A 17,053-nucleotide genomic window follows, 5' to 3' on the forward strand; every position below is an offset into this window, starting at 1 on the left:
TATGCTCTCAGCGCTTTTTTCACACTCCGCGGCCGGTGCCGCGGATTTTTCACATCTGGAACACGCCAGCGTCGAGTTTCGCGATGTGCAGAAACATTACGGTAACCATCAGGTCTTAAAGGGCATTAACCTCACCATCACGCCAGGTGAAGTGGTGGCCATTCTCGGGCCTTCGGGTTCCGGTAAATCCACCCTGATCCGGCTTATCAATCAGCTTGAAACCCTGAGCGGTGGCGAGATCCTGATCGATAACAAGCCCACCGGACGGCTCTCCGGTACCGCGCTGCGTCAGTTGCGCAGCCGCGTCGGGTTTGTGTTTCAGCAGTTCAATCTTTACGCCCACCTCACCGCCAGTCAAAACATCACGCTGGCGCTGGAGCATGTTCACGGCTGGAAGGCCCAGCCAGCTCAGGCGCGGGCGCTGGCACTGCTGGAAAAAGTGGGGATGCTGGAAAAAGCACACCATTTCCCTGCCGAACTTTCCGGCGGTCAGCAACAGCGCGTGGCGATTGCCCGCGCGCTGGCCTCTTCACCGCAAATCATTCTGTTCGATGAGCCAACCTCCGCGCTTGACCCGGAGATGATTGGCGAAGTGCTGTTCGTGATGAAGGCGCTTGCGCACAGCGGGATCACCATGATTGTGGTGACGCATGAGATGCAATTTGCCCGGGAAATTGCCGACCGGATTGTGTTTATCGACGCCGGGCACGTTCTTGAAACCGCGCCACCGGAGCAATTTTTCAGGCAACCGTCGCACCCACGCGCTCAGCGATTCCTGCAAAAAGTCCTGAACCCGCTGCATCAGGAGCATCTCTAATGCCCGCACTTGACTGGCAGGGCGTGCTGACCGGACAGCCCCTGCAGTGGATCGTATCCGGATTTCTCACCACCCTGTGGGTGACGCTCGCGGGGATGCTGCTGGCAACCCTGCTCGCGCTGCTTTTTCTGCTTCTTCGCCTGACGGGTGGACGTGTCGGGAACGCGGTCGTCAGTAGCTGGGTGTCGCTGTTTCGCAATACGCCGCTGCTGGTGCAGCTGCTGTTCTGGTATTTTGCCGCCTGGAACGGGTTACCACAGGCGTTCCGGGATGCCGTGAATGCGGATCACCGCTGGTCCGTTTTGCCCGGTGACGTCTGGTGGTTTACCCCCGAGTTTTTATGCTCTGCATGGGGGTTAGGCGTATTCACCTCGGCTTTCTTGATTGAGGAAGTGGCATCGGGACTACGTTCAGTCCCTGCCGGGCAACGGGAAGCGGCGCTCGCACAGGGATTTTCCGCGTGGCGCTTGTTTCGTTACATCCTTCTGCCGCAAGGGCTGGCCAACGCCTGGCAACCCGTTGTCGGGCAGTATCTCAATCTGATGAAACTCTCATCGCTCGCCAGCGGCATTGGCTTTGCCGAACTGACCTATCAGGTGAGACAGATTGAAAGCTACAACGCCCATGCGCTGGAGGCGTTTACCGTCGGCACCGTCCTGTACCTGCTTACCGGTATGCTGATGGGGGCGGTGCTGGTGCGCCTCGGCCCAATCTCAGGGAGGGGAAACCATGCTTGCCGGACTTAATGTCATTACCGATAACCTGGATTACCTGCTCTGGGGACGTGCAGCAGTCGGTGAGCCTGGCGGGGTCTTGCTCTCGTTGCTGATGGCGCTGGGCGCGGCGGCTCTCGCCCTGCCCGGTGGAATTGCTCTCGCGTGCCTGGCCTGGCGTTTTACGGGGCTTGTGCGCAAGGCGCTCTTTGTATGGGCGGAGTTAATTCGCGGGATCCCGTTAATCTTTGTGATTTTCTGGATGTGGTATCTGCTGCCGCTCATCACCGACGGCGATCTCCCGGGGGCGCTCACCGTCACGCTGGCCCTGGCCTGGTTTACCACGGCTTCGGTTATGCATTCAGTACTGGCCGGACTCAGCGCCTTACCGTCAGGGCAGTACGAGGCCGCCCTGTCTCAGGGTTTCAGTACCCGGCAAACGCTGTCGCGCGTGCTGCTGCCGCAGGCGCTGCGCAATATTCTGCCGTCACTGGTGGGGATTTTTATCAGCCTGCTGAAGGATACGTCGCTGGCGTTTATTGTGAATGTCCCTGAGCTCACCACGGTGGCCGGCCAGGTGAACAACCGGGTGCAAATTTACCCGGCGGCCATTTTTATCTTTACGGGTGTGGTCTATTACCTGCTCTGCTGCTCCCTTGAGCAGCTTGCGAAACGCTGGCGCTTCAACCGACCAGCGCTTTGACCACGGTTTCCATCGCCTGGGTGGTTAACTCGCTACGTTTTACGCGCTGGTTCGCCAGCGCCGTACGCAGCACCCCCGCAATGACAATATGCTTCGGCTCCTGCCCCAAATCACGCATCTCCAGAACGACCTTCCCGACCACCCGACACATCTCCTGATACAGCGCTTCGTCTTTGGTCACATTACCCATCGTCATCACTCCATTGCCCTAAACTCTCAGCTTAAATGATTCATCGCCCGGATACAAAAAAGAAGCCCGGCGAGAGTCCCGCCGGGCTTCATTCGTAAAATCAATAAATTAGTTGTTTACCGGGATCACTGCGCCTTTGTATTTGGTGCGGATCCAGTCCTGAATCGCTTTGGAGTGCAGAACGTTCACCAGCGCGACGATATCTTTCTTCTTCTCGTCACCACGATGCACGGTAATGATGTTGGCATACGGGTTATTTTCACCACTCTCTACCGCAATCGGGTCATGTACAGGATCAAGGCCCGCATCAATCGCGTAGTTGGCGTTAATCACGACCGCGTCACCTTCGTCGTTGTTGTACATCTGTGGCAGCAGAGAGGCTTCCACGTTAGGTGTGAACTGCAGTTTTTTCGGGTTTTCCACGATATCGCTGATACGCGCGGTCACTTTGTCGATGCCCGGCTTCAGTTTGATCACCCCCTCTTTTTCGAAGATAGAGAGAATGCGGCCCTCTTCAGATACAGCATCACGCATGATGATTTTGCCGCCCTGCGGCAGATCTTTCAGGGATTTGTATTTTTTGGAGTAGATCCCGATTGGCTCGATGTGGATCGCGCCCGCGCTGACAAAATCATAATCCTTATCACCGGCGTGATCTTTCAGCACGCTGTTCAGGTAAGGAATATGCTGGAAATAGTTAGCGTCAATATCATGACCCGCCAGCGCGGTGTTGGGCAGAATGTAGTCCTGGAAAGGTTTGATCTCCAGATCGATACCCTGCTTCGCCAGGATAGGCTTCGCCTGCTCCAGAATTTCGGCGTGCGGCGTGTTGGATGCCCCCACGGTCAGGGTATCAGCCCAGGTGGCAAAGCTCAGGGCGCTCAGGGTTGCTACGGCGATCAGTGTCAGTGTTTTTTTCATGATGATGGTTCCTGTGTGTTATTAGAGATTATCGTTTATCTAACAGTGAGGTCAGGACGTCGCCGCAGAACTGGATAATGAAAACGATGATCAGAATGGTCACCGTCGCCACCAGCGTGACGTCGCCATGGTTGCGCTGGAATCCTTCCAGATATGCCAGATTTCCCAAACCGCCTGCGCCAATCACCCCCGCCATGGCGCTGTAACTCACCAGCGCAATCAGCGTTACCGTAATACCTGATACCAGTGCAGGTGATGACTCCGGCAGTAAAACCCGAAACACCAGGGTGCTCAGCCGTGCGCCCATTGAGCGCGTGGCTTCAATAACCCCCTTGTCCACTTCACGCAGGGCAATTTCGACCAGGCGAGCGTAGAACGGTGCCGCACCGACAATCAGAGCCGGCAGCGCCGCGTTGGCGCCAAGAATGGTGCCGACAAGGGTTTTCGTGAACGGGATCAACAGCACAATCAGAATGATGAACGGGATAGAACGAAACACGTTCACCACAATTGAAATCACGCTGTAGACCGCGCGGTTGTGGAACAACCCGCCGCGCGCGGTTAAAAACAGCGCCAGGCCAAGGACGATCCCAAGAACAAAGGTTGCCACGCCGGAAAGGGCAGTCATGTACAGCGTTTCCAGCGTCGCCGCCCAGAGTTGCTCCCACTTCAGATGAGGAAAAAGCGTCTCAGCCATGTTTAATTACCTCGCCTTCAATATCGCTGTGCTTCAGGTCGGCGAGGATATTGCTCAGTTGTTCATCCGATGCCACGACGTGTACCCAGAGTTGCCCAAATACGCCGTGGGCCGTTTGGGTCATTTTTCCGTGCAGAATGTTAAACGGCAGGCCGTAACGCAGAGTCAGCTCGCCCACGATCGGCTTATGGGTGCTGTGGCCCGTAAAGGTCAACCTGATGACGCTACCTTCAAGGTCAGCTGCCAGCTCCGTATTAAACGTCTCTTCCTCGGCATACTGGCTCACCTGGCGGACAAACTGCTGAGTGATAGGCTGCTGCGGACGGGTAAAGACGCTCAGCACCTCCCCCTCTTCCACCACTTTGCCGTTCTCCATCACCGCCACGCGGTCGCAAATTTTGCGCACCACGTGCATCTCGTGCGTGATCAGCACAATGGTCAGCCTGAAGCGGCGGTTAATGTCCAGCAGCAGATCGAGGATTTGATCGGTGGTCTGCGGGTCGAGGGCTGACGTGGCTTCATCGCACAGCAATACGTCGGGGTTATTGGCCAATGCACGCGCAATCCCCACACGCTGTTTTTGCCCGCCACTCAGCTGCGAGGGATAGGCGTTCTCGCGTCCCTTCAGCCCAACGAGATCGACCAGTTCGGCCACGCGGGCCTTAATGTTGGCTTTTGGCACACCGGCGATTTGCATTGAGAACGCGATATTCTCACTCACCGTGCGCGACCAAAGCAGATTGAAGTGCTGGAAGACCATGCTGATTTTCAGACGCGCCTGGCGTAGTGCTTCGCCCTTTGCGGCAGAAATGTCCTGTCCGTTGATGGTCACACTGCCGCGAGTGGGTTTTTCCAGTCCATTCAGCAAACGAATAAGAGTACTTTTACCCGCGCCGCTGTAACCGATAATGCCGTATATCTGCCCCTGCTCTATCGTCAAATTGACGTTATCAACGGCAGTGAGTGCAACCTTCCCGTTGTCAAAAACCTTCGAAATATTGCTGAGTACAATCATTCTTATGTGTAATCCGTCCCGCGCATGGCGGTTTAGCAGTATGGATGTCCAAATGATAGTAAACAGGCGTTATCACCTTTTAAATGAACAAAAAGGAATTTGTTATAACTTGCAGGAATAAATAGCGATTTTCGTACCGGCAGGCATTTAGACCAATTTCAGAAATGATTATCTGGCATGTGCATATCAGTGGTTCATCACCTGATGAAAACGGTTAATTTTTCAGCATTTTTGACTGATATAGCCATCCTCACATCCAGAGCACTTTACGTCTTGCTATCCCTCCATCCAAAAACGGCATTTATATTCTTTTCTGTTCTAAAACGGAGTGAAGGATTCTTTAAGGGGTTAATTTCCCCGCCCTATCATCCTGTCATGACCTCCTGAAAGGAAAACACCATGACGATTTACCACTCCGTCACCGAACTGATTGGCCACACCCCGCTTATCCAGCTGCATAAGCTTGATACCGGTCTCTGCTCGTTGTTTCTGAAGCTGGAAAACCAGAACCCGGGCGGTTCGATTAAAGACCGCGTTGCACTGTCGATGATTAACGAAGCGGAGCGCAACGGCCAGCTCCAGCCAGGCGGTACCATCATTGAGGCGACGGCGGGAAATACCGGTCTTGGCCTGGCCTTGATCGCCGCGCAGAAAGGCTATTCGCTGATCCTGGTGGTGCCAGACAAAATGAGCCGCGAGAAGATTTTCCACCTGCGGGCACTGGGGGCTCAGGTGGTACTGACCCGCTCCGATGTCAATAAGGGCCACCCTGCCTACTATCAGGATTACGCGCAACGTCTGGCGAATGAACTGCCGGGGGCGTATTACATCGATCAGTTTAATAACGAAGCCAACCCGCTGGCGCACCGCACCACCACCGCGCCTGAACTGTATGAACAGCTTGACGGTAAGATTGACGCCATTGTCGTCGGCGTGGGGTCTGGCGGGACGCTGGGTGGGCTACAGGCGTGGTTCGCTGAGCACTCACCGCAGACTGAATTTGTGCTGGCCGACCCGGCCGGTTCGGTCCTGGCCGATCAGGTAGAAACGGGACGCTATCAGGATGCGGGCTCGTGGCTGGTTGAGGGGATCGGTGAAGACTTTATTCCTCCGCTGGCACACATCGAAGGGGTGAATCGTGCCTGGCGCATCACCGATCGCGAGGCTTTCACCACCGCCCGCGAGCTGCTGAAAACGGAAGGTATCCTGGCAGGCTCCTCCAGCGGCACCCTGCTGGCGGCTGCGCTGAAATATTGCCAGGCACAGACCACCCCGAAACGGGTTGTGACCTTCGCCTGCGACAGTGGTAACAAATATCTCTCAAAGATGTTCAACGATGACTGGATGCGCCAGCAGGGTTTGATCTCCCGGCCGCAGGCTGGCGATCTCTCCGACTACATTGCCCTGCGCCACGATGAAGGCGCAACCGTCACCGCCGCGCCAGATGACACCCTCTCCACCGTACTGGCGCGGATGCGTTTGTATGACATCTCCCAGTTGCCGGTCCTGGAGAACGGTCAGGTCGTGGGCATCATCGACGAGTGGGATCTTCTGCGCCATATCGGTGGCGATAGCGACCGCTTCTCGCTTCCCGTGACCGCGGCAATGACCCGTCAGGTGGAGTTCCTCGATAAAAACGCCCCGGAGAGCGCCCTGAACGCCATTTTCGATCGCGGTCTGGTGGCGGTTATTAATGACAATGACCGCTTCCTGGGCCTGATTACGCGCAGCGATGTTCTTACCGCCTGGCGCAACCGTCTTCAGCAATAAAGGAATACATGATGAAAAATCTGGCAACCCTGAGCGTACACAGCGGTGAGTTTAACGATCGGCATGGCGCGGTCATGCCCCCAATTTACGCCACCTCCACGTTTGCGCAACCGTCACCCGGCGAGCACACCGGCTATGAATATTCGCGCAGCGGCAATCCGACCCGCCATGCGCTGGAAACCGCCATCGCCGAACTGGAAGGCGGGACCCGCGGCTATGCCTTCGCTTCCGGCCTCGCCGCCATCTCTACCGTGCTTGAACTGCTGGATAAAGACAGCCATATCGTCGCCATTGACGATGTCTACGGCGGGACCTGGCGCCTGATTGAAAATGTGCGTAAACGTAGCACCGGCCTGCAGGTGAGCTGGGTCAAGCCGGACGATTTGGCCGGTCTTGAAGCCGCCATCCGGCCGGATACGCAAATGGTATGGGTTGAAACGCCAACCAATCCGTTGCTTAAACTGGCGGATCTGGCGGCTATCGCCGACATCGCCCGTCGTCATCACGTCATCAGCGTGGCCGATAATACCTTCGCGTCGCCCGTCATCCATCGCCCGCTGGAAACGGGTTTCGACATCGTCGTGCACTCTGCCACCAAATACCTGAATGGTCACTCGGACGTGGTCGCCGGACTGGCGGTTGTGGGAAATAACGCCGCGCTGGCGGACAAGCTTGCCTACCTGCAGAACGCGGTCGGCGGTGTACTGGATCCGTTTAGCAGCTTCCTGACGCTGCGCGGTATTCGTACGCTGTCGCTGCGGGTAGAAAAACACAGCACCAACGCGCTGGCCATTGCGCAATGGCTGGAGCAACAACCGCAGGTCGAAAAGGTATTTTATCCGGGGCTGGAATCACACCCGCAATATTCGCTTGCCCGCACGCAGATGGCGCTGCCGGGCGGCATGATTTCTCTGGTGGTGAAAGGTGATGCGCAACGGGCCACAGAGGTGATCCGCAAACTGAAATTATTCACCCTCGCAGAAAGCCTGGGTGGCGTGGAAAGTCTGGTCAGCCAGCCTTACAGCATGACTCATGCTTCGATTCCGCTTGAGCAGCGGCTGGCCAACGGCATCGTACCGCAGCTGATTCGCCTGTCTGTGGGCATTGAAGATGCCAAAGACCTGATTGCCGACCTCAGCCAGGCGCTGAAAAACTAAGCAAAATGCGGCAGGTCACGCACCTGCCGCGATAAGATGTCATCTAACCTTAACGCCTTGATAACAATCTCATGTGGTTCTGCACAGATTATTTTTGAAACGCTGTTTTCATTTTCCTTTTATCTTAAAATCAGCGTATAATGCGCGCCTAATCCCTGGTGAATGGTTTCAGCGCTTGGAATACAAAAAACAACGTACAACTACTCCTCTCCTTCGTTGGGCTGTCACTCAGGCACACTTTCTTCTGCACGCTCATTTGATGTCTCCTATCCTTAGTGCGTGTCATATACTCTTTTGCAACACAGGTTTGACTCCGCGGCGGTGCGCCCCCGGAGCGAGATTTCCATATCCTTCCCAACTTAAAGACTAAGACTGTCATGAAAAAGACGAAAATTGTTTGTACTATCGGCCCGAAAACCGAATCTGAAGAGATGCTGAGCAAAATGCTGGACGCCGGCATGAACGTTATGCGTCTGAACTTCTCCCACGGTGACTATGCTGAACACGGTCAGCGTATCCAGAACTTGCGCAACGTGATGAGCAAGACCGGTAAAAAAGCAGCCATCCTGCTGGATACCAAAGGTCCAGAAATCCGCACCATCAAACTGGAAGGCGGTAACGACGTCTCTCTGAAAGCGGGCCAGACCTTCACCTTCACCACTGACAAGACTGTTGTCGGTAACAACGAAATCGTTGCGGTCACCTATGAAGGTTTCACCAGCGACCTGTCCGTTGGCAACACCGTGCTGGTAGACGATGGTCTGATCGGCATGGAAGTGACCGCCATCGAAGGTAACAAGGTTATCTGTAAAGTGCTGAACAACGGCGACCTGGGTGAAAACAAAGGCGTTAACCTGCCAGGCGTTTCCATCGCGCTGCCAGCCCTGGCTGAAAAAGACAAACAAGACCTGATCTTCGGTTGCGAGCAAGGCGTCGACTTCGTTGCGGCATCCTTCATCCGTAAACGTTCCGACGTGGTTGAAATCCGTGAGCACCTGAAAGCGCACGGCGGCGAGAAGATCCAGATCATCTCCAAAATCGAAAACCAGGAAGGCCTGAACAACTTCGACGAAATCCTCGAAGCATCAGACGGCATCATGGTTGCACGTGGTGACCTGGGTGTTGAAATCCCGGTTGAAGAAGTTATCTTCGCGCAGAAGATGATGATCGAGAAGTGTGTTCGCGCGCGTAAAGTGGTTATCACCGCAACGCAGATGCTGGACTCCATGATCAAAAACCCACGCCCAACCCGCGCTGAAGCTGGCGACGTGGCTAACGCCATCCTCGACGGTACCGATGCAGTCATGCTGTCCGGCGAATCCGCGAAAGGTAAATACCCGCTGGAAGCCGTTGGCATCATGGCGACCATTTGCGAACGTACTGACCGCGTGATGACCAGCCGTCTGGACTTCAACAACGACAGCCGCAAACTGCGTATTACCGAAGCAGTCTGCCGCGGTGCGGTAGAAACCGCTGAGAAACTGGAAGCGCCTCTGATTGTGGTTGCCACCCAGGGCGGTAAATCTGCTCGCGCAGTCCGTAAATACTTCCCGGACGCGACGATCCTGGCGCTGACCACCAACGAAACCACTGCCCGTCAGCTGGTGCTGAGCAAAGGCGTGGTTGCGCATCTGGTGAAAGAAATCGCGTCTACCGACGATTTCTACATTCAGGGTAAAGCGCTGGCGCTGGAAAGCGGCCTGGCACAGAAAGGCGACGTTGTGGTCATGGTTTCTGGTGCGCTGGTACCAAGCGGAACCACCAACACAGCATCTGTTCACGTGCTGTAATAATTCCCGAACGAATTAATTTTCATAAAAAGCGTCCTCCGGGACGCTTTTTTTATTTCATGCATTAGCCAAAGTCATTCAAAAAGCAAATCGGGTTTCTCTATTTAATTGCGAATTATCTAAGATGAATCCGATGAAAAATGCCTTTTTTTACAGAGCTTTTTGCCAAAAAAGGGCCGATTCGATGCTTCTTTGAGCGAACGATCAAAAATAGGCGTATTCCCATCAAAAAAATATTCTCAACCTAAAAAACTTTGTGTAATACTTGTAACGCTACATGGAGATTAACTCAATCTAGAGGGTATTAATAATGAATCGTACTAAACTGGTACTGGGCGCGGTAATCCTGGGTTCTACTCTGCTGGCTGGTTGCTCCAGCAACGCTAAAATCGATCAGCTGTCTTCTGACGTTCAGACTCTGAACGCTAAAGTTGACCAGCTGAGCAACGACGTGAACGCAATGCGTTCCGACGTTCAGGCTGCTAAAGACGACGCAGCTCGCGCTAACCAGCGTCTGGACAACCAGGCTACTAAATACCGTAAGTAATAGTACCTGTTAATAAAATGGCGCACATTGTGCGCCATTTTTTTTGTCTGCGTCAAACCCCTACTGCGTCACCTTCTCACCGTCATTTTCCGCGACCACAGCGGATGTCCGACTGTTCTGTACTGACAACACGTTCTGACGCGCTGACGCGCCGTTATCGGCCGACACGGCTACCGGGATCCCCGCGCGGCGTGACAAGGCTTTATCGATAAGCGCTTTATCACTTCCTGACTGCGAGACAAACGTCGCAAAGTCTGCGGAATGCGAAATGGGTGTCATCTGGGGGTTTTCACCCTCAACCTGCGCCAGCGGACGATGCACTTCAATATAGCGTTTACCGTCAGGCTCAACGGAGAACTTCACCGGCTCATTAATGATTTGCACCCGCGTGCCGACCCGCACCTGCTCAAACAGCGCTTTGATATCCGGCGCATTCATGCGCATACAGCCAGAGCTGACCCGCAGGCCGACGCTGTCCGGTGCGCTGGTGCCGTGGATCAGGTATTCCCCGTGACCCACGCCTAAACGCAATGCAAAGCGTCCTAGCGGGTTATTTGGCCCGGCCGGGACCACGGGCGGCAATTTGATGCCCTGCTCCAGAGAGCGCGCTCTGATGCCCGGTGTTGGGGTCCAGGTAGGATTAGGGATCTTCTGGCTGACCCGGGTGGTAGTGACCGGCGTTTCCAGTCCCAGTTGCCCAATGCCGAGCGGGAAAACCTGAACGATGTTTTCGCCCGGCGGGAAGTAGTAAAGCCGCAGCTCCGCCAGGTTCACGACAATCCCCTCACGGGGCGTGTCGGGCAACAGCATCTGCGAAGGGATCGTGATCGCCGTCCCCGGCGCAGGGTTTACCGGCGCAATAGTATTATTGGCTTCAAGGATAAGCTGCGCTGCAGTATTAAACCGGCGAGCGATGGTCTGAAGTTTATTATCCCCTTCCTGTATCGTGTAGGTTTGATTTTGCCCAATCAGACGGCTGCCTGCGGGCGGCAACGGGTAATCCATCGCGCGGGCCGAATTAAGAGCACCGAGCGAACCCAGGAGTAATAGAGTTATTAGAGACGCGCGCTTCATGCTGAGATTCCTTATTCACTGGCCGGATGCCAGAAAGCTGAAAAACCAGCGAGGCGGGAACCACCTCGCGAAACAGAATGAATGCTGTTCTGTAAGTCTAGCTAAGGATTGCAGCTTTGGCGCGGATGGCGCGAATCATCGCTTCCAGCCCCTGGGAACGGGACGGGGTGAGGTGTTGGGTCAGGGCCATTTTTTCAAACCACGGGCGGACATCAAAAGCGACAATATCCTGCGCTGACATCTGGTGATAGAGAATAAATACCACCGCAATAAGCCCTTTCACAATAGCAGCATCGCTGTCGCCCTGTAATTCGATCACGCCGTCGCGCGTCTGCTCCATCACAATCCAGACCTGGCTCTGACAGCCCTGAATAATATTTCCCGGGTTGTGTGCCTCTTCGCTGAGCGGCGGTAAACGCTGACCCAGCTCAATAATATAGAGGTACTTCTCTTCCCAGTTTGCGCAACGCCCGAAGTTACGCAGTAATTTTTCTTTATCCGGCAAATCTGCCATCTTTCGCCTCTCCGTTAGCCCAGCAACTGGTGAATACGTTTAAGCCCCGCCACCAGCCTGTCGACCTCTTCCGTTGTGTTGTACATCACCAGCGATGCGCGGCACATCGCCGGCACCTGGTAAAACGCCATCAACGGCATAGCACAGTGGTGTCCGGTGCGAACGGCCACGCCGTAATTATCGAGGAAACTGCCCACATCGTATGCATGGTGTTTACCCAGATTGAACGCAATTACCCCCTGGCGGTCCGCCGGGCCATACAGGGTCAGCGCCGGTACGCTGGCAAGCTCCTGCAGCGCGTAGTGCATCAGCAGTTGTTCGTACTCCTGAATCGCGTCAAGGCCAACAGACGTGACATAGGCGATGGCCGCTCCCAGCCCGATAATCCCGCCGGTATTCGGCGTGCCAGCTTCAAAGCGCCACGGCGCGCGTGCATAGGTGGTCCCTTCCGACAGACTGACGGTCGCGATCATCGAGCCGCCCCCTTCCCACGGTGGCATCGCCTGCAGAATATCTTCTTTCACGTACAGCACGCCAATCCCGGTCGGCCCATAGAGCTTGTGCCCGGAGAAGACGTAGAAATCGCAGTCCAGCGCCTGGACGTCGACCGCGTGGTGCATGACCGCCTGCGCACCATCAATCAGCACCTTCGCGCCAGCCTGGTGGGCTTTCTCAATAATCGCTGCCACCGGGTTCTCGGTTCCCAGCACGTTAGAAACCTGGGTCACGGCCACCAGCCGCGTACGCGCATCCAGCAACGCGTCAAGTTGCTCAAGCTGCAGGGTGCCATCAACGTTCAATGGGATCACCCTCAGTTGCGCACCGACACGCTCACAGAGCATCTGCCACGGCACGATATTGGCATGGTGCTCCATCTGGGTGATGATGATGTTATCCCCCGCGTGGACCTGCGCGTTGCCCCAGCTGTTGGCAACAAGGTTGATCCCCTCGGTGGTACCACGCACAAACACCAGTTCCTCTGGCGAGCGTGCATTGAGGAAAGCGGCGATTTGGGTACGCACATTTTCCATACGCTGGGTCGCCTCCGCACTCAGGGTGTGGATCCCCCGGTGCACGGCGGCATAACCGTGGCGGTAGAATTCCGCTTCCGCTTCGATCACCTGATTCGGTTTCTGCGCGCTGGCCGCACTGTCCAGATACGCCAGGGGCAGACCGTTCACTTCACGGGTCAGAACCGGAAAATCTGCCCGTACTTTCTCTACGGGAAAACTCATGCTTCGCCTCCAGGCAGACGCTGCCCGATACGGGCCAGCACCTGCTGTTTTAACAGGCCATCGTGCAGCGCTTCCGCCAGTTCAGCGGCAAACGCATAGATAATCATTTGCTGCGCCGCCTGCTGGTCGATACCGCGGGAGCGTAAATAGAACATCTGTTCGTCATCAATTCGCCCGACCGTCGCGCCATGGCTGCACTTCACGTCATCAGCATAGATTTCAAGCTGTGGTTTGGTGTCCACTTCCGCCAGGCGTCCCAACAGCAGGTTGTTGTTGGTCATCTGCCCGTCGGTTTTAATCGCGTGCTGCGCCACGTTAATCAGGCCGTTAAACACCGCCCGCCCTTTGTCGCTGACAATGGTTTTGTGCAGCTGGCGACTGTTACAGTAACCTTTGTTGTGCTCAAGCCAGGTGCGTGTATCGCACACTTGCGTTTTAACCGGCATCGCCAGGCTGTTGATGCGAAGCGTTGTATTCTCGCCGTTAAGCTGCGTGCTGGTGTTGTGGCGCAGTACCGCGCCGCCCAGCAAAAAGCTGTGGCTGTATGCCGCGGCATCTTGTCCAAGCAGCATGTCGTTATGCGCAAAGTGGTGGCTTTGCGGGTTTTCAAACGCCAGTTTGATATGGTGAAGTTGGGCATTGGCGGCAACATGCATTGTCAAACGCGCCCCGGTAAAGTGCCGGGCCTCGTTGAGGCTGACGTAATGCTCAATCACCGTGGCCTCCGCCCCTTCCGCCAGCTCAAGATGGTGGCGGTAGTGAGCAGTGTTGATCTCGTCGCCGTCTGCTCCCTGGGTGATGTGCATCAGCAGCAGCGGTTTTACCGGACGCTGGTTACGCTTAACGCGAATATGCGTCACGCTCCGCGCCAGGCTCTCGGTGAGATGCAGGAAGACCTCGGGCTGTACCGGGGCGCTCAGGTTCTGACGGTCATCGTTAATGGCAATCTCAAACCCGCTATCCTGGATGCTGTCACTCAGCTCAGGGCGGAACTGACCATCGACGAAGACCAGATGCACGGCATCCACGGTCAATGCCAGGGCATCACGCTGCGCCGGGCTGATGTCTGCCAGGCGGGTGACAAACTCGCCGTTCAGCAGGCCATCAAGCGGCGTGTATTTCCAGTTCTCCTGCTTGCGTGACGGCAAACCGAGACGCAGCATCTGCTGCAGGTGCTGTTGCGCCTGTTCCGAGCGCGTATTGCCCTGCGCTTCAAACAGACGGTGCCACTGCTGGAGCGCATTACTGCTGTTCGGTAAGCCAGCCATAACCCTGCTCCTCCAGTTGTTTAACCAGCGTGAAATCACCGGATTTCACAATACGCCCCTGGTAAAGCACATGGACGTAATCCGGCTTGATGTAATCCAGAATACGCTGGTAGTGAGTGACGATGATGAACGCGCGTTTGCCGTCGCGCAGGGAGTTCACCCCGTCGGCGACAATCTTCAGGGCATCGATATCCAGACCGGAGTCGGTCTCATCCAGAATACACAGTTCAGGCTCAAGGACCGCCATCTGCAGAATGTCGTTACGCTTTTTCTCACCGCCTGAAAAACCGACGTTGACCGAGCGGGTCAGCAGGTCTTCCGGCATTTTCAGCAACTTAATCTTCTCTTCCATCAGATCCTGGAAATCAAAGCGGTCCAGCGCCTCCAGTCCGCGATATTTACGTACCGCGTTCAGCGCCGTTTGCAGAAAGAACTGGTTACTCACCCCCGGGATCTCCACCGGATACTGGAAGGCCATAAAGATACCTTCACCGGCCCGCTCTTCCACCGACATCTCCAGCAAATCTTTGCCGTTAAACTCGACCGACCCGTGGGTCACTTCGTAATCTTCGCGTCCTGCCAGCGTCGCGGAGAGCGTACTTTTCCCGGAGCCATTGGGCCCCATAATGGCGTGGACTTCACCTGGTTTGACGTCAAAATTGAGACCACGCAGGATCTCTTTGTCTTCCACGCTAACCTGTAAATCTTTAATACTTAACATGTGCTTTCCTTAACCGACGCTGTGTTCAAGACTAATGGCGAGGAGTTTCTGGGCTTCAACGGCAAATTCCAGCGGCAGTTCAGAGAACACATCCTTACAGAAGCCGTTCACAATCATTGAGATGGCATCCTCCTCACTGATCCCGCGCTGCAGGCAGTAGAAGAGCTGATCTTCCCCAATACGTGACGTCGTCGCCTCGTGCTCAAGCTGGGCGGTATTGTTACGGCATTCAACGTACGGGAAGGTGTGTGCCCCGCAGTCTGCGCCAATTAACATTGAGTCACACTGGGTAAAGTTTCGGGCATTGGTGGCCGTCGGCATGATTTTGACCAGCCCACGATAGCTGTTCTGACTGTGCCCGGCGGAGATGCCTTTGGAAATAATGGTCGACCGGGTGTTTTTACCGATGTGGATCATCTTGGTACCCGTATCTGCCTGCTGATGGCCGCTGGTCAGCGCCACGGAGTAGAACTCACCGATCGAGTTATCCCCACGCAGAATACAGCTCGGGTATTTCCAGGTGATCGCAGAGCCGGTTTCCGACTGGGTCCAGGACATTTTGCTGTTTTCGCCTTCGCACAGCGCACGCTTGGTCACGAAGTTCAGAATACCGCCGGTGTTGCCATCGCCCGGGAACCAGTTCTGCACCGTGGAGTATTTCACCTCGGCATCTTTATGAATGATGACTTCAACCACCGCGGCGTGAAGCTGGTAGCTGTCACGGACCGGTGCGGAGCAGCCTTCAATGTAACTGACGTAGCTGCCTTCATCGGCCACCAGAATGGTGCGTTCGAACTGACCGGTTTTTTCCGCGTTGATGCGGAAATAGGTCGACAACTCCATCGGGCAGCGAACGCCTTTTGGCACGTAGATAAAGGTGCCATCAGACGCTACCGCCGCATTAAGCGCGGCAAAAAAGTTATCGTTACTTGGCACCACGGTGCCGATGTACTTTTTCACCAGCTCAGGGTGCTCGTGAATCGCTTCGCCGAAGGAGCAGAAAATAATCCCCTGCTCTGCCAGTTTTTCACGGTAGGTTGTCGCCACTGAGACGGAGTCAAAAATGGCGTCCACCGCCACCTCTTTCCCTTCGCGAACGGGCACACCCAGCTGGTTAAATGCCTCTTCCACTTCTTTGCTCAGGAAGCTGTTGTCCGCACCGGTTTGCTGCACCGCGCCAGGCTGTGAGGCGCAGGTGTCGTCGCAACTCCCGCAGGATGGCGCAGAGTAGTAGCTGTAATCCTGATAGTTCAGCTTGTCATAATGCGCTTTCAGCCAGTGAGGTTCTTCCATTTCCAGCCAGGCCCGGAAGGCGCTCAGACGAAACTCCAGCATCCACTCAGGTTCATTGCGTTTGGCCGAGATCGCCCGGACGACATCTTCATTGATGCCTTTCGCCAGTTCATCGGTCTGCAGCTGGGTAAAGAACCCCTCTTTATAATTGAGGTGGCCGCCACTCCAGGTGTTAACATCACTCGTTGCTTCAGTATTACGAGACATAGTACCGCCTATACCCCAAAGCTTTCGCCGCACCCACATTCGTTCTGGGCTTTCGGGTTATGAAATTTGAATAACTGGTTTAAACCTTCACGTACGTAGTCCACTTCCGTGCCGTCAATAAACGGCATGGCCTGCAGGGCGACATACAATTTTGCGCCGTCAGTTTCGAATACCAGATCATCCTTCTCGGGTTCTGTGACGGTATCGAGCACGTAACCGAATCCTGCGCAGCCGGTCTGTTTCACCCCCAGGCGCACGCCGAGGATCTCTGGCTTTTTCGCCACCAGTTCGTGAATATGTGCCGCCGCCGCTGGCGTGAGCGTTAAGCCACGCCAGGCAAAGTCGGCAGGATTGAAGGTTTCTGAATGCAGTTCCATAGGTCCACCTCATCTAATAAGCCCCAGGGCATAACACCATGTTA

At 55.3% G+C, this 17,053-nt stretch carries 18 protein-coding genes; 7 read left to right on the forward strand and 11 right to left on the reverse strand.

Features of this window, described 5'->3' with window-relative positions; genetic code table 11:
* The first annotated feature begins 1 nt into the window (after position 1).
* From F8561_RS15205 to F8561_RS15215, 3 genes are read left to right on the forward strand one after another with little or no spacing between them, the layout of a single operon-like run.
* Complete coding sequence (locus F8561_RS15205) at positions 2-817, forward strand: amino acid ABC transporter ATP-binding protein (RefSeq protein ID WP_014169754.1); 816 nt, start codon at positions 2-4, stop codon at positions 815-817.
* Complete coding sequence (locus F8561_RS15210) at positions 817-1,563, forward strand: amino acid ABC transporter permease (protein WP_040017295.1); 747 nt, start codon at positions 817-819, stop codon at positions 1,561-1,563. The genes F8561_RS15205 and F8561_RS15210 overlap by 1 nt, the downstream gene beginning before the upstream one ends.
* Positions 1,547-2,233, forward strand: a complete 687-nt coding sequence (locus F8561_RS15215) for an amino acid ABC transporter permease (RefSeq protein WP_151887659.1) — start codon at positions 1,547-1,549, stop codon at positions 2,231-2,233. Before F8561_RS15210 ends, F8561_RS15215 begins: the two co-directional genes overlap by 17 nt.
* On the opposite strand, the gene fumD is transcribed toward F8561_RS15215, so the two are convergent.
* The 4 genes from fumD to F8561_RS15235 all read right to left on the reverse strand — a co-directional run bounded on the left by fumD (position 2,214) and on the right by F8561_RS15235 (position 5,056).
* On the reverse strand, positions 2,214-2,423 hold the full coding sequence (fumD, locus tag F8561_RS15220) for a fumarate hydratase FumD (RefSeq protein WP_151887660.1): 210 nt from the start codon (positions 2,421-2,423) through the stop codon (positions 2,214-2,216). The two genes, F8561_RS15215 and fumD, sit on opposite strands and share 20 nt — an antisense overlap.
* A 108-nt stretch (positions 2,424-2,531) precedes the next feature.
* Positions 2,532-3,344, reverse strand: a complete 813-nt coding sequence (locus tag F8561_RS15225) for a MetQ/NlpA family ABC transporter substrate-binding protein (RefSeq protein ID WP_040017291.1) — start codon at positions 3,342-3,344, stop codon at positions 2,532-2,534.
* A 28-nt stretch (positions 3,345-3,372) separates the two neighbouring features.
* Positions 3,373-4,041: a methionine ABC transporter permease gene (locus F8561_RS15230; protein ID WP_025204366.1), complete on the reverse strand. Its 669-nt coding sequence runs from the start codon at positions 4,039-4,041 to the stop codon at positions 3,373-3,375.
* Positions 4,034-5,056 carry a methionine ABC transporter ATP-binding protein gene (locus F8561_RS15235; RefSeq protein ID WP_020884357.1) on the reverse strand — a complete coding sequence of 341 codons (1,023 nt, stop codon included), beginning with the start codon at positions 5,054-5,056 and terminating at the stop codon, positions 4,034-4,036. Before F8561_RS15235 ends, F8561_RS15230 begins: the two co-directional genes overlap by 8 nt.
* A gap of 399 nt (positions 5,057-5,455) precedes the next feature.
* Between F8561_RS15235 and F8561_RS15240 the strand changes: the two genes are divergently transcribed.
* The 4 genes from F8561_RS15240 to lpp all read left to right on the forward strand — a co-directional run bounded on the left by F8561_RS15240 (position 5,456) and on the right by lpp (position 10,320).
* On the forward strand, positions 5,456-6,826 hold the full coding sequence (locus F8561_RS15240; protein ID WP_151887661.1) for a pyridoxal-phosphate dependent enzyme: 1,371 nt from the start codon (positions 5,456-5,458) through the stop codon (positions 6,824-6,826).
* An 11-nt stretch (positions 6,827-6,837) separates the two neighbouring features.
* Positions 6,838-7,983 carry a trans-sulfuration enzyme family protein gene (locus F8561_RS15245; protein ID WP_063156080.1) on the forward strand — a complete coding sequence of 382 codons (1,146 nt, stop codon included), beginning with the start codon at positions 6,838-6,840 and terminating at the stop codon, positions 7,981-7,983.
* Between the two features lie 377 nt (positions 7,984-8,360).
* Complete coding sequence (pykF, locus tag F8561_RS15250; protein WP_014169744.1) at positions 8,361-9,773, forward strand: pyruvate kinase PykF; 1,413 nt, start codon at positions 8,361-8,363, stop codon at positions 9,771-9,773.
* Positions 9,774-10,083: 310 nt separating this feature from the next.
* Positions 10,084-10,320, forward strand: a complete 237-nt coding sequence (gene lpp, locus F8561_RS15255) for a murein lipoprotein Lpp (protein ID WP_001082307.1) — start codon at positions 10,084-10,086, stop codon at positions 10,318-10,320.
* A 60-nt stretch (positions 10,321-10,380) separates the two neighbouring features.
* On the opposite strand, the gene ldtE is transcribed toward lpp, so the two are convergent.
* The 7 genes from ldtE to sufA form a co-directional block, all read right to left on the reverse strand.
* A complete protein-coding gene (gene ldtE / locus F8561_RS15260; protein ID WP_113656700.1) occupies positions 10,381-11,394 on the reverse strand; it encodes a L,D-transpeptidase LdtE in 1,014 nt (337 codons plus the stop codon).
* Positions 11,395-11,491: 97 nt separating this feature from the next.
* Positions 11,492-11,908 carry a cysteine desulfuration protein SufE gene (sufE, locus tag F8561_RS15265; RefSeq protein ID WP_020884362.1) on the reverse strand — a complete coding sequence of 139 codons (417 nt, stop codon included), beginning with the start codon at positions 11,906-11,908 and terminating at the stop codon, positions 11,492-11,494.
* 14 nt (positions 11,909-11,922) lie between these two features.
* Positions 11,923-13,143 (reverse strand): cysteine desulfurase SufS, encoded by a 1,221-nt coding sequence (sufS, locus tag F8561_RS15270; RefSeq protein WP_032681180.1) that lies wholly within the window; start codon positions 13,141-13,143, stop codon positions 11,923-11,925.
* The gene (sufD, locus tag F8561_RS15275) at positions 13,140-14,411 is read right to left on the reverse strand and encodes a Fe-S cluster assembly protein SufD (RefSeq protein ID WP_151887662.1); all 1,272 of its coding nucleotides are present in this window, start codon (positions 14,409-14,411) and stop codon (positions 13,140-13,142) included. The genes sufS and sufD overlap by 4 nt, the downstream gene beginning before the upstream one ends.
* Positions 14,386-15,132, reverse strand: coding sequence for a Fe-S cluster assembly ATPase SufC (sufC, locus tag F8561_RS15280; protein ID WP_020884365.1), 747 nt, complete (start codon positions 15,130-15,132; stop codon positions 14,386-14,388). Before sufC ends, sufD begins: the two co-directional genes overlap by 26 nt.
* Before the next feature lie 9 nt (positions 15,133-15,141).
* Positions 15,142-16,632: a Fe-S cluster assembly protein SufB gene (gene sufB, locus F8561_RS15285; RefSeq protein WP_020884366.1), complete on the reverse strand. Its 1,491-nt coding sequence runs from the start codon at positions 16,630-16,632 to the stop codon at positions 15,142-15,144.
* Between the two features lie 8 nt (positions 16,633-16,640).
* Positions 16,641-17,009, reverse strand: a complete 369-nt coding sequence (sufA, locus tag F8561_RS15290; protein ID WP_008500631.1) for a Fe-S cluster assembly scaffold SufA — start codon at positions 17,007-17,009, stop codon at positions 16,641-16,643.
* Positions 17,010-17,053 lie beyond the last annotated feature (44 nt).

Source organism: Enterobacter sp. 198 (genome assembly GCF_009025585.1).
GTDB classification, from domain to species: Bacteria; Pseudomonadota; Gammaproteobacteria; order Enterobacterales; family Enterobacteriaceae; genus Enterobacter; species Enterobacter ludwigii.

What these genes read in the sequence shown, in the direction of transcription:
- F8561_RS15205 (WP_014169754.1), top strand. Translation starts at nt 2, where the DNA reads ATGCTCTCAGCGCTTTTTTCACACTCCGCGGCCGGTGCCGCGGATTTT.
- F8561_RS15210 (WP_040017295.1), top strand. Translation starts at nt 817, where the DNA reads ATGCCCGCACTTGACTGGCAGGGCGTGCTGACCGGACAGCCCCTGCAG.
- F8561_RS15215 (WP_151887659.1), top strand. Translation starts at nt 1,547, where the DNA reads ATGCTTGCCGGACTTAATGTCATTACCGATAACCTGGATTACCTGCTC.
- fumD (WP_151887660.1), bottom strand. Translation starts at nt 2,423, where the DNA reads ATGGGTAATGTGACCAAAGACGAAGCGCTGTATCAGGAGATGTGTCGG.
- F8561_RS15225 (WP_040017291.1), bottom strand. Translation starts at nt 3,344, where the DNA reads ATGAAAAAAACACTGACACTGATCGCCGTAGCAACCCTGAGCGCCCTG.
- F8561_RS15230 (WP_025204366.1), bottom strand. Translation starts at nt 4,041, where the DNA reads ATGGCTGAGACGCTTTTTCCTCATCTGAAGTGGGAGCAACTCTGGGCG.
- F8561_RS15235 (WP_020884357.1), bottom strand. Translation starts at nt 5,056, where the DNA reads ATGATTGTACTCAGCAATATTTCGAAGGTTTTTGACAACGGGAAGGTT.
- F8561_RS15240 (WP_151887661.1), top strand. Translation starts at nt 5,456, where the DNA reads ATGACGATTTACCACTCCGTCACCGAACTGATTGGCCACACCCCGCTT.
- F8561_RS15245 (WP_063156080.1), top strand. Translation starts at nt 6,838, where the DNA reads ATGAAAAATCTGGCAACCCTGAGCGTACACAGCGGTGAGTTTAACGAT.
- pykF (WP_014169744.1), top strand. Translation starts at nt 8,361, where the DNA reads ATGAAAAAGACGAAAATTGTTTGTACTATCGGCCCGAAAACCGAATCT.
- lpp (WP_001082307.1), top strand. Translation starts at nt 10,084, where the DNA reads ATGAATCGTACTAAACTGGTACTGGGCGCGGTAATCCTGGGTTCTACT.
- ldtE (WP_113656700.1), bottom strand. Translation starts at nt 11,394, where the DNA reads ATGAAGCGCGCGTCTCTAATAACTCTATTACTCCTGGGTTCGCTCGGT.
- sufE (WP_020884362.1), bottom strand. Translation starts at nt 11,908, where the DNA reads ATGGCAGATTTGCCGGATAAAGAAAAATTACTGCGTAACTTCGGGCGT.
- sufS (WP_032681180.1), bottom strand. Translation starts at nt 13,143, where the DNA reads ATGAGTTTTCCCGTAGAGAAAGTACGGGCAGATTTTCCGGTTCTGACC.
- sufD (WP_151887662.1), bottom strand. Translation starts at nt 14,411, where the DNA reads ATGGCTGGCTTACCGAACAGCAGTAATGCGCTCCAGCAGTGGCACCGT.
- sufC (WP_020884365.1), bottom strand. Translation starts at nt 15,132, where the DNA reads ATGTTAAGTATTAAAGATTTACAGGTTAGCGTGGAAGACAAAGAGATC.
- sufB (WP_020884366.1), bottom strand. Translation starts at nt 16,632, where the DNA reads ATGTCTCGTAATACTGAAGCAACGAGTGATGTTAACACCTGGAGTGGC.
- sufA (WP_008500631.1), bottom strand. Translation starts at nt 17,009, where the DNA reads ATGGAACTGCATTCAGAAACCTTCAATCCTGCCGACTTTGCCTGGCGT.